This is a genomic window from Flavobacterium pisciphilum, from assembly GCF_020905345.1.
In the GTDB taxonomy this organism is placed as follows: Bacteria; Bacteroidota; Bacteroidia; order Flavobacteriales; family Flavobacteriaceae; genus Flavobacterium; species Flavobacterium pisciphilum.
Genome location: NZ_JAJJMO010000001.1, coordinates 651899 through 669378, shown reverse-complemented (window position 1 = coordinate 669378; position 17480 = coordinate 651899). Strand labels below are relative to the sequence as shown.

The following is a 17480-nucleotide window of genomic DNA, read 5'->3' as shown; positions in this document are numbered from 1 at the left end:
ATGAGCATAATAAAAATTATAAATGATTTTAAGAATAATGATTCAATGCTTTGGGTTGAAAATAACAGCATTAGGTTGTTTGTTGCCGACCATTTTAAAAGTAATGAGCTAAAAAATACAATCACTGAATTTAAAACTGAAATATTTGATTTTCTGATTTTTAATAAAATTTTTTCAAAAGCTGAATTCCAAGGTAAGTTAATTTTTAGGCACAATACACAAGAATCACTTCTTTCGTTTGCTCAGGAACGTTTGTGGTTCATCGAGCAATTTGAAGAAGGAACTAATGCCTATCACATTCCAGTATTATATGAACTTGACGCTACAATAAATAAAGAAGGCTTAAAACATGCTTTACAACAAATTGTCACTAGACATGAGGTATTGAGAAGTACTATTGCGCAAGGAGAAGATGATGAATTTGCTATTCAGAAAGTAAATGAAGAGCCTCTTTCTATTTTGGAAATTACATTGAGTGAAACAGATGATTATGAATTATCTATTACAGAAGCCATCAACCGTCCATTCAATTTAAGTAGTGAATATCCAATTCGAGTTAATTTCTATACTATTAAATCCGAGACGGATGCTTCTTTAAATAAAACGATACTATTAATCAACATACATCATATCGCTACAGATGGATGGTCAAAAGAGATATTTGAAAAGGAAGTATTAGCATATTATGAAGCTTATATTAGCAACGATAAAAACTTCAGTTTACCTGAATTAGAGCTTCAGTATAAGGATTATGCACTGTGGCAACGTGATTATTTAACGGGAGACATTTTAGAAAAACAATTAGGATATTGGAAAGGAAAGTTAACGGGTTATCAGACTCTTGAATTTCCAACTGATTATGCTAGACCTGCTGTTGTCGATTACAGAGGTGCGAGCCAAGAGTTTTCATTGAATAAAAAGCTTAGTAAAAAATTACGTGATTTAGCACAGCGAGAAGGAGTTACATTAAATACTTTGCTTTTAAGTAGTGTTAATATTCTTTTGGGTAAATATACTGGACAAAATGATATCGTTATTGGTACTGCTATTGCCAATCGTCATCACAGACTAACAGAGAGTTTGATAGGCTTTTTTGTCAATATGCAGGCCAATAGAACTATTTTAAATAGTTCGCAAAGTTTTGAAGATTTAATCCAAGAAATTCATAACGATCAGGTTAATGCTCAAATGCATCAAGATTTACCTTTTGAAAAGTTAATAGATGAATTAGGAGTTGAGCGTGATGCTTCACGACATCCTGTTTTTCAGGTAATGTTTGGAGTACAGAGTTTCGGTTCTAGCAAAGAGGGTTTCGAGTACAATGATGCTACACCATTTAAAACGTATGACTTTGAAGATGTTTATGAAGTAGCTAAATACGATTTATCTATTTTTATAGACGACAGTCAGGAAGAGCTTTTAGGAGAGATTAGTTATGCTACAAGTTTATTTACAAAAGAGAGTATTGCTCGATTGACCAATCATTATATTTATCTTTTAAATGAACTCACTCAAAATTCAAATAAGTTTCATAATGAAATTAGTTTATTGAATTCTGAAGACTACCAACAAATTATTCACGACTGGAATGCTACTGATAAAGCCTATTCAAAGGATAAAACCATTCAGGAGTTATTTGAGGATCAGGTTGAAAAAACGCCTAACAATATTGCCTTGGTTTATGAAGGAGAGTCATTAACTTACACTCAGCTTAATGAGAAGAGCAACCAGTTAGCACGTTACATTAGAGAACAGTATCAAGAAAAAACGCAAAAAGAACTTATTCCCGACACGCTAATTGCTTTGTGTCTAGACAGAAGTCTGGAAATGATTATTGGGATATTGGCGGTATTAAAAGCTGGAGGAGCCTATGTGCCTATCGATCCTACAATTCCACAAGAGCGCATTGATTTTGTATTGGAAGATACCCAAGCACAGATTATATTGAGCCAAAGACATTTGGATAGTCTTAGCATTTTACCGCAAGAGAAAGTAGTCTACATCGATTTATCAGAAGAACTGTATAAAAACGACAATACAAATCTTAATCAACACAGCCAATCTACTGATTTGGCTTATGTGATTTACACTTCAGGAACGACAGGTAGACCTAAAGGAGCGATGTTAAATCACTCAGGTATTGTTAATAGAATAGAATGGATGCAAAATTTGTATCCTTTATATTCAGAAGATGTTGTTTTACAGAAGACACCTTATGTTTTTGATGTTTCTGTATGGGAACTTTTATGGGCTAATTGGTATGGAGCTAAAATTGTTATAGCCAAGCCAGATGGTCATAAGGATAGTGAGTATTTGCATCAATTGATTCAAAAAGAGAAAGTGACGACACTTCATTTTGTTCCAAGTATGTTAGAGGCTTACAATCATTATTTATTAGAACAAGAGAATAAATTTAGTCCTTCAATAAAGCAAATTTTCTGTAGTGGAGAAGCCTTAAATAACAATACGGTTCAACAAACGTATAAGAATAGTATTGGAGAATCATTGAAGTTACACAACCTTTATGGTCCAACAGAAGCTTCAATTGATGTTACGTTTTATGAGACTAATTCAACTAAAAACGTATACATAGGCAAGCCTATTCAAAACACACAAGTTTATATTCTTTCTCCCAATCAAAGGCCTGTCCCTATAGGAGTTATAGGCGAATTGTATTTAGGAGGAGTGGGATTATCTAGAGGATATCTGAACCGTCCTGATTTGACAGCAGAGCGTTTTGTAAACAATCTATTTGCTACTGAAGCTGACAAAGCCAAAGGCTACACAAAATTGTATAAAACAGGCGATTTAGTACGTTGGTTGGCAGATGGTAATATAGAATATCTTGGTAGAAACGATGATCAAGTCAAAATCCGAGGATATCGTATCGAGTTGGGCGAAATCGAGCATGCTATATCTCAAATTGATGGAATCAATCAGGTGTGTGTGTTGGCTAGAGAAAGAAAGACCGAAACAGCAACTACTAAATACTTAGTCGGTTATTATGTATCGGATTACGAAATGACCTCGGTGGATATTCAAAATAGATTATTGGAAGTTTTACCGGATTATATGGTTCCTACAGCCTTGGTTGCAATGGAATCTTTTCCATTAACCATCAATGGTAAATTAGACAAACGTGCCTTACCGGATCCCGAATTCACTTCTTCTGAAGCAGATTATGTTGCTCCAAGCACCGAAATAGAAACAGCCGTTTGTGAGATCTGGATGAACTTACTTGCATTAGACCGAGTAGGAATCACTGATGATTTTTTCAAAATAGGAGGTAATTCTATTTTAGCGATACAGGCTTCGCATCGTATGAGCAAGTTATTGGGATCTAATGTTAAAGTGGCTGATGTTTTTAAGCACAAAACCATATCTAAATTATTGGTTCACGCAACTGGACAATCACAAATAATTATCCCAAAAATAAATTCAAATCAAGGGACACTTTCTTTTGCTCAGGAACGCCTGTGGTTCATCGAACAGTTTGAAGAAGGGTCAAATGCTTTTCATATACCAGCTTTATATGAACTTGATGCTACAATAAATAAAGAAGCCTTAAAACACGCTTTGCAACAAGTTGTCATTAGACATGAAGTATTACGAAGTACTATTGAGCAAGGAGAAAATGATGAATATGCTATCCAGAAAGTACATGAAGAACCTCTTTCTATTTTAGAAATTACATGGAGTGAAACAGATGACTATGAATTGTTGATTACAGAAGAAATCAATCGTCCATTCAATTTAAGTAATGAATACCCAATTCGAGTTAATTTTTATAACATCCGTTCAAGTTCTGATGCTACAATAAATAAGACGATATTATTAATCAACATACATCATATCGCTTCAGATGGATGGTCAAAAGAGGTATTTGAAAAAGAAGTATTAGCCTATTATGATGCCTATCTAGAAAACAACACAACATTTAAATTACCTGAATTAGAGCTTCAGTATAAGGATTATGCATTGTGGCAACGAGAGTATTTAACAGGAGATATTTTAGCGAAGCAATTAAAATATTGGAAAGAAAAGCTGACAGGTTATCAGACTCTTGAATTTCCTACAGATTATGCTAGACCTTCTGTTGTCGATTACAGAGGTGCAAGCGAAGAGTTTTCATTGAATAAAGAACGTAGTAAAAAATTACGTGATTTAGCACAGCGAGAAGGAGTTACATTGAATAGTTTGCTTTTAAGCGCTGTGAATATTCTTTTGGGGAAATATACTGGACAGAAGGACATTGTGATTGGTACCGCAATAGCCAATCGTCATCATAGCCAAACAGAAGGTTTAATTGGTTTTTTTGTAAATACACAAGTAAACAGAACACAACTCAATGCTTCCCAAAATTTTAAAGAACTAATCGAACAGGTTTATCAAGGACAAATTGATGCTCAATTGCATCAGGATTTGCCTTTTGAAAAATTAATAAGCGAGTTGGAAGTCGATAGAGATACTTCTAGGCATTCTATTTTTCAGGTAATGTTTGGGGTGCAGAATTTTGGTTCTAGTAAAGAAGGTTTTGAGTACAATGTTACTACACCATTTAAATCGTATGAACTTAAAGATGCTTACGAAGTAGCTAAATTTGATTTATCAATTTTCATTGACGATAGTAATGAAGAGCTCTTAGGAATTATTAGTTACGCTACAAGCTTGTTTACTAAAGAGAGTATTATTCAACTAGCCAATCATTATGTTTATCTATTAGATGAGTTGACTAAGGATCACAATAAAGAGTACAGTCAAATTAGTTTGCTATCTTCAAAGGATTACCAAGAGCTAGTTTACAATTGGAATGCTACTGATAAAGCGTATCCAAAGGATGAAACCATTCAAGAATTATTTCAAGAACAGGTGCTAAAAACGCCTAATGATGTTGCTTTGGTTTCTGGTTTAGAGAAGTTAACCTATAATGCACTTAATGAAAAGAGCAATCAGTTAGCGCGTCATATTCGAGCGCAATACGAAGAAAAAAACAAAAGTGCTCTTACTCCAGATACGCTCATCGTTTTGTGTATGGACAGAAGTCTGGAAATGATTATTGGGATATTGGCAGTACTAAAAGCTGGCGGAACTTATGTGCCTATCGATCCAAGTTATCCTCAGGATAGGGTTGATTATTTATTAGAAGATACTCAGGCTACTATTATTTTAAGCCAAAGAAAGTTAAAAGAAAACAATCAGGTTAAACTTCCACAGGATAAGGTTATTGCTATTGATTTGTCAGAAGAACTTTATCTAAAAGAAGATACTGCAAACCTTGGACAATATTCTCAATCTACTGATCTGGCCTATATTATTTATACCTCAGGAACAACTGGTAAACCTAAGGGAGTAATGATTGAGCATCATTCAGTTATTAATTATTCAAATAATGTAAATGAAGTTTTATTACCTGAAATAAAGAATGTTGATTTTTCAACAAATTTAGCATTCGATTTGAGCGTAACAACAACTATTTCTTCATTGTTATTGGGAAAAAAGATATTTATTTATTCAGATACGTTAACAGATGTTGATTTATATGCACAGTATTTAGTTGAAAATAAAATTGATTTTGTCAAAGGCACCCCTTCATTATTAGCCAATTTGTCTTTGAATTATTTTGATCATTATAGAATAAAACAAGCCTTTATTGGTGGGGAAAAATTAGAAGAATTTCAATTAGCTCACATCTCGAAGTATGTTGATAACCCAATAGATGAATATGGTCCAACAGAGGCAACAGTTGGGACAACATATATAAATAAAAAAGGAATAGGTTCTAAGGGAATTGGTAAGCCTTATTTTAATTTTAAAAATTATGTTTTAGATGCTAACAATGTCCCAGTTCCTGTAGGAGTGATTGGCGAATTGCATATAGGTGGAGCGAGTTTATCTCGTGGTTATTTGAATCGTCCAGAGTTAACTGCGGAGCGTTTTATCGACAATCCATTTGCTACTGAATCTGATAAAGCTAAAGGGTATACCAAATTGTACAAAACGGGAGATTTGGTACGTTGGTTGTCAGATGGTAGTTTAGAATATTTAGGCAGAAATGATGATCAGGTTAAAATTCGTGGCTACCGAATCGAATTAGGTGAGATTGAACATACTATATCTCAAATTGAAGGCATCAAGCAAGTATGTGTTTTGGCCAAAGAAAGAAAAACAGAAGTAGGAAGTACCAAATACTTAGTTGGTTATTATGTATTGGATGGTATGCAAGATGTAAACCTTGATTCGACTTCCATTTTAGAAAAATTATCTCAGAGCTTACCTGATTATATGGTTCCTTCTGCCTTGGTTGCGATGGAATCTTTACCATTAACCATTAATGGCAAATTGGATAAACGTGCCTTACCTGATCCTGATTTTAATACGGTTGAGGATTATGTGATGCCTGAGACAGAATTAGAAATTAAATTGTGTGTTATTTATGCTGAAGTTTTAGGTTTGGCTAGCGATCAGGTTAGCATTCATCAGAACTTTTTCAAAATGGGAGGAAATTCAATATTAAGCCTTCAACTCAAACAAAAATTAAGCCGATTGGATGAATTCACTAACATCAGTATTGCTGATTTATTTGAACACAATTCGATTTTAAAACTCATTCAAAGTATTGGTCCAAATACGTTGCCTAAGTATCAACTTCAGAGCAATAGCTTTGCTAGCAGTAACCATGAAATTGCCATTATAGGTAGTTCAGGAGCGTTTAGTGGAGCAAATAATATTACAGAATTATGGCACTTGATTGCTAATCAACAGGAAGGAATTAAGTTTTATAATAAAGAAGAGTGTGTTGAATTTGGAGTAGAGGAGTCTTTATTGGATTTACCTAATTTCGTTGCAATATCAGGCGATGTAGAGGGAACAGACAAGTTTGATCCTTTGTTTTGGGGTATATCACCCAATGAGGCGAAACAATTGAATCCTCAGATCCGTAAATTTATTGAACACAGTTGGTTTGTATTAGAATCTACAGGGTATTCTCGCGAGCGCAAGAGTCATAATATTGGTGTTTTTGCCGGAAGTGGTAACAATGATTATTTCTATGATCATATTCTAAACGGAGAAATGTCTGAGCAGATTAACATGTGGGAAGCCTCAGCATCGAACAGTAAAGATGCCTTGGCAACCAAAACAGCATTTTTCTTAGGCTTATCAGGTCTAGCCAATTCCATTAATACGGCTTGTTCCACTGGATTGGTTTCGGTTGTGGAGGCTTGTAAAAATTTACAACTTGGTACTTGTAATATGGCTTTGGCCGGAGGAGTATCTTTAGGTACACCAGGAGATATTGGTTATTTATACGAAGAAGGAATGATTTCCTCAAAAGATGGTCATTGTCGAACCTTTGATTATAAGGCTTCTGGTACTATTGGTGCCTCAGGAGTTGGAGTTGTTTTATTGAAACGCTTGGAAGATGCAGTGAAAGATGGTGATGCAATCTTAGGAGTTATCAAAGGATATGCTACCAATAATGATGGCGACCGTAAAACAGGATATACAGCACCTTCAGTCATTGGTCAGAGCGAATGTATTATCAATGCTCAACGCATGGCAGGGGTGAGTTCCAATGAAATTGATTATGTGGAATGTCATGGTACTGCTACTCATTTAGGTGATCCGATAGAAGTACAGGCCTTGCGTGAAGCATTTGCTTTTAATGAGGACAAAAAAAGAGTCTTGAATCATAAAACGGTATTAGGAGCAGTGAAAGCTAATATTGGTCATACCGATTCTGCCGCAGGTACAGCCAGTTTAATTAAAGTTTGTGCAATGCTTCAGCACAATATTATTCCAGGGCAGGTTAATTTTGAGAGTCCTAACCCAGAGCTTGGTTTAGAACAAACCAACTTTGAAATTCTTAAACAAAACAGAGAATGGTTGCCTAATCAGGAAAAACAACGTTTGGCTGGAGTGAGTTCTTTTGGAGTTGGAGGTACTAATGCCCATGTGATTATAGGGGATTATATTGTGACACCAAAAGAGCAAGAAAAAACAATAGTCGAAGAGCATTCACCGATAAAATACATCGTTCCTCTATCTGCAAAAAGTAGATCATCATTGGAACAGAACAAAACAGCCTTGTTAAATTATTTAGCAGGAATACAAAATACCCAGCAATCAGTTACTATTCGGGATATTGCCTATAGTTTACAACAAAGGAAAGAACAATTCAGTCATAGAAGTGCCTATTGCGCCGAAACAGTTGAGGGATTGATTGCTGCTTTAAAAGGAAGTGTTGTTGAAAACCAAGTCAATACGCAGCACAATGCAAAAACGGTATTTATGTTTCCGGGTCAAGGAGCACAATATACAGGTATGCTAAAATCATTGTATGATAATGAACTGAATTTTAAGGTTATTATTGATAAATGCATTGGTATTGCGAATCAATATCTAGAGGTAGACTTGAATGAGGTGATGTACCCAACCCAGAAACCATCACAATTTGACATTAATCAAACCCAATGGTCTCAAATTACTTTGTTCATTATAGAGTATGGTTTGTCTGAATATTTGACTCAGATTGGGGTTAAAGCAGATGCTTACATTGGTCATAGTATCGGAGAATATGTTGCGGCTACTTTATCTGGAGTTTTCAGTTTAGAAGATGCTATAAAAACTGTGATTTCCAGAGGACAACTTATGCAGTCTATGGAGTCGGGCAGTATGCTTGCTATTCATTCTTCTGAAAGTGATATTCAGGAAATAGTAAAAGAATACCATTGTGAAATCGCCGTTATCAACTCTTTAGAAAACATTGTGATTTCGGGTAGCCATGATAAGATTCAAAGCCTGAAAACGGCATTAGAGAATCGAGGAATTATAAGTATAAAATTGAACGTATCGCATGCCTATCATTCTGTTATGATGGAAGGGGTTTTGGATAAATTTGAAAAGGTATTTTCGGATGTGAAATTAAATACACCTAAGAAGAAATTCATTTCAAATTTAACTGGAGAGTTTGCTACAGCTGAAGTTACTTCTGCAAGATATTGGTGCAACCAACTTCGAAATACAGTTCAATTTTCAAAAGGAATAAACACTTTAAGTGTGCAATACAACCATCAGGTTAGTTTTATTGAAGTGGGTCCTGGTAAAGGATTGTGCTCTTTTATGAATGTTTATAAAAAATCGAATAACTATAAATACCTCCATTCAGTACAGTTATTTGCATCAGTAAAAGAAGCAGAGGAAAACAAGGAGAATCAGTTAAGTAGTAAAGAAGAGCTTATTGCCAAACTTTGGATCAATGGTATTATCAATCAACCGAACCCCCCAGATTTGTTTCAACAAGCAAAGTTGCAGCAAGGTTTACCAGTGTATCAATTTGATCTTCAAAAATGTTGGTTGGAAAGAGTTGAAGAGACTAAAACAAAAGACCAACTGGCATTGCTTCCTAAAGAAAAATGGTTGAGCGCACCGGTGTGGGTTCCAGCTTTTAATTTGGATAAACAATATAGAACTGATGTAACTGTTTATAAAAATGCGCTTATTTTTATAAAAGAAGATCAGCTTAATTTATATGATTTTAATCGTATAGCAAAAAACAGTCATTTAGTAGTATTAGATGTAAACCATCAGAATACAAATATTTTTATAACAGATAATAATCAGTTTAAGCTTAACCCTCAAAAAGAAAATCATTTTAAAGAGTTATCTGAATATTTAAGCGCAAACAATATTGCCTTTGAAACGATTATTCATCTCAGTTCAATTAACAATCCGTCTGATTCAGAGAATGCATTATCTTATAGTTTTTATTCTTTGTTTTTAATTCGTCAATATTTGTTAAACAATATTGATAGGGACCATTTATTGGTGTTAACAAACGGATTAGTACAAATTACGAATGATGATATTATTAATCCATTCAATGGAACTTTGGTTGGTGCTATTAGAAATATCAATAACGAATTTCTAAAATTAGACGCTAGAATAATTGATATCGGTTATGAAAATGAAAACATTTTCAACTACATTAATCATCTTGTTAAAGAGGTGAACTATAAAAAATCGGATGAATTATTAGCTATCAAATTTGGAAAATTATGGATTGAACGATTTGAAAATGTAGCTAACGTATCAACGAATGAAAGCAGAATTAAGGATGGAGACGTTATTTTAATTACTGGTAACTTAAGCAGTTTTGCTTTACCAACTGCAAAATATATTGCTAGTAAACACAAAGTGAAATTTATTTTAATAAGTAGTGATGATATTTATAAAGAGTCAATATTATCAGCTTATGAAATTGAAAGATTTGAAATAATTAAAACACTTAAAGCATTTGGTTCTTCATTTGAATTTGAATGTGTTGATTTATACAGTTTTGAAAAAGTAAATGCTTTTATAGAGAAAACAAAATTGACTTATGGCAATATAACGGGTATTATACATACCGAAGGTGCATCTCCACTAGATATTAATGAATATCAATTAGAAAATGTTAAAAATGCCTTCAAAGGAAGAATTTATGGATTAGACCATTTAATTAATTCTGTCGATTTAAATCACCTGAATTTTATTGCTTCAAAATCATCACTATCAAGCCTTATTGGTGATGCAAATAGAATTGAATTTTGTGCTTCTAACAGTTATTTAGATTATTTATCTGTAAATAAGAAAAAATTCAAAAACACTAAAATCATTTCTGTCAATTGGCTTTGGTGGTACGATAATTATACAAGTAAAGAGGAATTATCTGAAAACATAAAAACACAAAATTTTTCACAAGATTTAGATCGATTAATGTATTTAAATTCTGTTGACTACAATGAAGGTTCGGAGTTGTTTTACCATTTAATTAATCAGACAAAATACGAACAACTTGCAGTATCTAAGTTGAATATAAAAGAATTAAAAGACAAACTGTTTAGTTCTAATAGCAACAAACCAACTGATAAAGAAATTAGGATTTTAGAAGACGATTATTCGGAAACTGAATTCAAAATAGCCAAAGTATTTGCCAATATACTTGGATTAGAAGAAATATCAATTTATGACGATTTCTTTAAAATTGGAGGAAACTCAATTCTTGCGATACGCGCATCACATCAAATTACCGAATTATTTAATGTAGACATTGGCATTGCCGATTTGTTTAAACATAAATGCACAAATAATTTAAAGAATATTTTGGTTAAGGATACTATTAAAGTTAATGTTAAAAGAGAAAAATGGACAATATAGAAGTAATCAAATTAATATATGATTTTAAGAAAAATGATTCTTTGTTATGGATTGAAGAAAATGATATCCATTTATTAATATCAGATGATTTTAAAAGTCCTGAATTAAGAGAAATCATAATTAAGTTAAAACCAGAGATTAAATCATTTTTATTTAATAATAAAATTTTTTCTGAAGATGATTTTTTAAATAAACGCATCTTTAAAACAGATATGCATGAATCTCTTCTCTCTTTTGCTCAAGAACGTTTGTGGTTTATTGAGCAATATGAACAGGGAACGAATGTTTATCATTTACCAGCAGTATATGAATTAGATACTACAACTGATAAGGAAGGTATAAAGTATGCTTTGCAGCAGATAGTTTCAAGACATGAAGTGCTTAGAAGTACCATTGAATATGGGAAAAAACAAGAAGGAGGTATTCAAGTCTTGCATAACGAGCCTTTGTCTTTTGAAGAAATTGTCTTAGATGCTACTGACGATTTCAATTTACTTATAAAAGAAGAGATTAATCGTCCTTTTAACTTAAATAAAGAGTATCCTATTCGTGTTACGTTTTATACGATTAAATCTGATTCTGACACTTCATTGAAGACTTTATTATTGATTACTACACATCATATTGTTAGTGATGGTTGGTCAATTGAAGTATTTCAAAAAGAGTTATCAGCATATTACGAAGCTTACATTAAGGAAGATAAAAACTTTAGTTTACCAGATTTAGAGATTCAGTACAAGGATTATGCTTTATGGCAAAGGTCTAATTTGACTGGAGAAATTTTAGAAAAACAATTAAACTATTGGAAAGAAAAATTATCCGGATTTCAAACTTTAGAATTTCCTACGGATTATAGAAGACCAGCTGAGATAAATTATAGTGGAGCTCTTCATAATTTTAGAATTAATAAAGAAATTAGTCAAAAATTACGAGCATTGGCTCAACGTAATGGGGTAACCTTGAATAGTTTGATACTAAGTAGTGTGAATATTCTTTTAGGTAAATATACGGGACAAGATGATATTGTTGTTGGAAGTATTAACGCAGGTAGAAGTCAGAGGCAAACACAGGACTTAATAGGCTTTTTTATTAGCACGCAAGCCAATAGAACATTACTCACTAACTCTCAAAGTTTTGAAGAACTGATTCAACACGTTCATAAGGATCAAATTGATGCTCAATCGCATCAAGACTTACCTTTTGAAAAACTAATTGATGAATTGGGTGTTGAGCGAGATGCCTCAAGACACCCTATTTTTCAGGTAATGTGTGGAGTGCAAAGTTTTGGAGATCAAGGTGATAATTCTGAACAACAAAAGAATTATCTTAAAGCACGTCAAATAGAAGGTGTTTATGAGGTTGAAAAATTTGATTTTTCCATTTTTATAAATGATAGTGAGGAAGAACTTGCAGGTGAAATTAGTTATGCCACAAGTTTATTTGATAAAGAGAGTATTTCGAGACTATCGAATCATTTTATCTATCTTTTAGATCAGTTGGCACAAGCGCCAAATAGAGCGTATAGCGAAATTAGTTTGCTTACTTCAGTAGCGTATAATCAGCTTGTTTACAATTGGAATGCAACCGATAAGGTGTATCCAAAGGAGAAGACAATTCATCAAATGTTTGAAGAACAAGTAGCTAAGACTCCAAATAGTATTGCTTTAGTTTATGACGGAGCTGAATTAACTTATAATGAACTTAATGAAAAGAGCAACCAGTTAGCGCGTTACATTAGAGAACAGTATCAAGAAAAAACGCAACAATTACTTACTCCCGACACGCTTATTGCTTTATTTTTAGACAGAAGTTTAGAAATGGTTATTGGTATACTAGCTGTGTTAAAAGCTGGTGGTGCTTATGTGCCTATCGACCCAAGTTATCCTCAAGAAAGAATTGATTATATCTTGGAAGATACCCAAGCAGTGGTTGTTTTAAGTCAAAGACACCTAGATGAAAAGACAGTTCCACAGGATAAGGTTATTCACATCGATTTGACTGAAGAGTTGTATAAAAAAGTGGACAATACAAATCTTGGTCAACAGAGTCAATCTACTGATTTGGCTTATGTGATTTATACCTCAGGAACCACAGGAAAACCTAAAGGGGTGATGATTGAACATAAGGCAGCTTCCAATACGATTAATGATTTATTTAGTGTTTATGACGAGCAGAAAATTAAAAAGGTAACAGCCTATACTTCTTATGTTTTTGATGTTTCTGTATCCGAACTATTCAGCAGTCTTTTGCAAGGATTAGAGGTGCATATTCTTTCCAATTCGATTAGGATTGATAGTATTGGTTTATCCAATTATTTTTCGACTCACAAAATTAATTTAGCTTATTTGCCACCCGTTTTATTAAGTCAATTAGATCAAAACATAACCTCAGATTTAATTAGTTTGATATACGCTGGAGAACCTTGTGATAAACAAACAGCAAAATTATGGTCAGATAAAGTAAAACTGTTTAATTATTATGGTCCAACTGAAGCTAGTATTTATGCACTAGGAAAACAAATACTAACAGATGAGGTAGAACAAATCGGTCTGCCTATTCAAAATACCCAAGTGTATGTTTTGTCTTCTAATCAAAAACCTGTTCCTATAGGAGTTACAGGTGAATTGTATTTAGGAGGAGCGGGTTTATCCAGAGGATATCTAAACCGTCCTGATTTAACAGCAGAGCGTTTTGTAAACAATCCATTTGCTACTGAAGCTGATAAAGCCAAAGGCTACACAAAATTGTATAAAACGGGCGATTTGGTACGTTGGTTACCAGATGGTAATATAGAATATCTTGGTAGAAACGACGATCAGGTTAAAATCCGAGGGTATCGTATCGAGTTGGGCGAGATAGAACATGCTATGTCTCAAATTGATGGAATCAATCAGGTATGTGTGTTGGCTAGAGAAAGAAAAACCGAAACAGCGACCACTAAGTACTTGGTCGGTTATTATGTATCGGATTACGAAATGACTTCGGTGGATATTCAAAATAGAGTATTGGAAGTCTTGCCAGATTATATGGTTCCGACAGCCTTGGTAGCAATGGAATCTTTTCCATTAACCATCAATGGTAAATTAGACAAACGCGCCTTACCTGATCCTGAATTTACTTCTTCTGAAGCAGATTATGTTGCTCCAAGCACCGAAATAGAAACAGCAGTTTGTGAGATTTGGATGAGCTTACTTGCATTAGATCGAGTGGGAATCACAGATGATTTTTTCAAAATAGGAGGGAATTCTATTTTGGCAATACAGGCTTCACATCGTATGAGCAAGTTATTAGGATCTAATGTTAAAGTGGCTGATATTTTTAAGCACAAAACCATATCTAAATTATTGGTTCATGCAACTGGACAATCACAAATAATTATCCCAAAAATAGATTCCAATCAAGGCACACTTTCATTTGCCCAAGAGCGCCTGTGGTTTATCGAGCAATATGAACAAGGTACCAATGCGTATCATATGCCAGGTTTATATGAACTTGATGTAACTACAGATAAAGAAGGTATAAAATATGCCTTGCAACAGATTGTTTCAAGACATGAAGTATTGCGAAGTACCATTGAACAAAACGAAGCTCAGGAACATGGTATTCAGAAAGTACACGATGAAGCGCTTTCTATCGGAGAAGTTCGCGTAATGGATACCGATGATTATCAGTCCTTGATTGAAGAAGACATCAACCGTCCTTTTAATCTAAGTACAGAATATCCTATCCGCATTACGTTTTATACTATTGAATCTGCATCTGGTGTATCATTAAATAAAACAATATTGCTGATTACAACACATCATATTGCTAGTGATGGTTGGTCGATGGAGGTATTTCAAAGAGAATTATCGGCTTATTATGAAGCTTATATTAGCAACGATAAAAACTTCAACTTACCTGAATTAGAGATTCAATACAAGGATTATGCGTTGTGGCAACGAGCGTATTTGACTGGGGAAACCTTAGAAAAACAGTTAAGTTATTGGAAAGATAAACTGTCAGGATTCCAGACTTTGGAATTTCCTACGGATTATACCAGACCAGCAGAAATAGATTATAGTGGAGACCATCAGGAGTTTACACTTAATAAAGAGCTTAGTCAAAAATTACGCGCATTGACTCATCAGTACGGAATAACCTTAAACAGTTTGATGTTAAGTAGTGTGAATATTCTCTTGAGTAAATATACGGGACAGAATGATATTGTGGTTGGTACTGCAACAGCCAACCGTCACCATAGGCAAACAGAAGGACTTATTGGTTTTTTTGTCAATACACAAGCACATAGAACACAGCTTACTAACTCTCAAAGTTTTGAAGAACTGATTCAACAGGTTCATCATGATCAAACTGATGCTCAATTGCATCAGGACTTACCTTTTGAGAAATTAATTGATGAATTAGGTGTTGAACGTGATGCCTCAAGACATCCTGTTTTTCAGGTTCTGTTTACAGTACAAAGTTTTGGTGCTTCTGAGAGAACGTCCAATGATCAGAAAAATTACCTTAAACCTTTTCAGATAGAAGATGTTTATGAGATTGCAAAATTTGATTTGTCGATTTTTATTGATGATAGTGGGGAAGAAATTGCAGGTGAGATTAGCTATGCTACTAGCTTGTTTGATAAAGAAACAATAGTTAGGTTAATCCATCATTATGTTCATCTTTTAGATGAGTTAACTCAAGCACCTAATAAAGCGTATAGCGAAATTAGTTTGCTTACTTCGGTAGCGTATAATCAGCTTGTTTACAATTGGAATGTAACGGATAAGGAATATCCGAAAGACAAAACGATTCAAGAATTATTTGAAGAACAAGTCGCTAAGACTCCAAATAATATTGCTTTAGTTTATGATGGAGCTGAATTAACTTATAATGAACTTAATGAAAAGAGCAATCAGTTAGCGCGTTATATTAGAGAGCAGTATCAAGAAAAAACGAAACAATTACTTACTCCAGACACGTTTATTGCCTTATTTCTAGACAGAAGTTTGGAAATGGTTATTGGAATATTGGCAGTTTTAAAAGCTGGTGGTGCTTATGTGCCTATCGACCCAAGTTATCCTCAGGAAAGAATTGATTATATCTTGGAAGATACCCAAGCAGCGGTTGTTTTAAGTCAAAGACACTTAGATGAAAAGGAACTCCCGCAGGATAAGGTTATTCACATCGATTTATCAGAAGAATTTTACCTGAGAGAAGACAATACCAATCTTGGTCAACAGAGTCAATCTACTGATCTGGCTTACGTGATTTACACCTCAGGAACCACAGGAAAACCTAAAGGGGTGATGATTGAACATAAGGCAGCTTCCAATACTATTAATGATTTATTTAGTGTTTATGACCACCAGAAAATTAAAAAGGTAACAGCCTATACTTCTTATGTTTTTGATGTTTCTGTATCCGAACTATTCAGCAGTCTTTTACAAGGATTAGAGGTGCACATTCTTTCCAATTCGATTAGGATTGATAGTATTGGTTTATCCAATTATTTTTCGACTCACAAAATTAATTTAGCTTATTTACCACCCGTTTTATTAAGTCAATTAGATCAAAACATAACCTCAGATTTAATTAGCTTGATATACGCCGGAGAACCTTGTGATAAACAAACAGCAAAATTATGGTCAGATAAAGTAAAACTGTTTAATTATTATGGTCCAACTGAAGCTAGTATTTATGCAATAGGAAAACAAATACTAACAGATGAGGTAGAACAAATCGGTCAGCCTATTCAAAATACCCAAGTGTATGTCTTGTCTTCTAATCAAAGACCTGTTCCTATAGGAGTTACAGGCGAATTGTATCTTGGAGGAGCGGGTTTATCCAGAGGATATCTAAACCGTCCTGATTTAACAGCGGAACGCTTTGTAAACAATCCATTTGCTACCGAAGCTGATAAAGCCAAAGGCTACACAAAATTGTATAAAACGGGAGATTTGGTACGTTGGTTACCAGATGGTAATATAGAATATCTTGGTAGAAACGACGACCAAGTCAAGATTCGAGGGTATCGTATCGAGTTGGGTGAAATCGAACATGCTATATCACAAATTGATGGAATCAATCAGGTATGTGTGTTGGCTAAAGAAAGAAAGACTGAAACGACTACCACTAAATACTTGGTAGGTTATTATGTATCAGATTGCGATATGACTTCGGTTGCTATTCAAAATAGAGTATCGGAAGTATTACCAGATTATATGGTTCCGACAGCCTTGGTTGCAATGGAATCTTTTCCATTAACCATCAATGGTAAATTAGACAAACGGGCTTTA

At 34.0% G+C, this 17480-nt stretch carries 1 protein-coding gene and 2 pseudogenes; all 3 read left to right on the top strand.

Annotated features, from left to right (window positions below; translation table 11 throughout):
* Window positions 1-11196 (top strand): non-ribosomal peptide synthetase/type I polyketide synthase, encoded by an 11196-nt coding sequence (locus LNQ49_RS02655; RefSeq protein WP_229987232.1) that lies wholly within the window; start codon window positions 1-3, stop codon window positions 11194-11196.
* Window positions 11184-15932: pseudogene (locus LNQ49_RS02650) on the top strand (amino acid adenylation domain-containing protein); the annotation flags it as partial. The gene LNQ49_RS02655 and the pseudogene LNQ49_RS02650, both read left to right, overlap by 13 nt.
* A pseudogene (locus LNQ49_RS23330) lies at window positions 15915-17468 on the top strand (non-ribosomal peptide synthetase); the annotation flags it as partial. The pseudogenes LNQ49_RS02650 and LNQ49_RS23330, both read left to right, overlap by 18 nt.
* Between the last annotated feature and the right edge of the window lie 12 nt (window positions 17469-17480).

Coding starts and splice junctions, on each gene's coding strand:
- LNQ49_RS02655 (WP_229987232.1), top strand. CDS start 1: ATGAGCATAATAAAAATTATAAATGATTTTAAGAATAATGATTCAATG.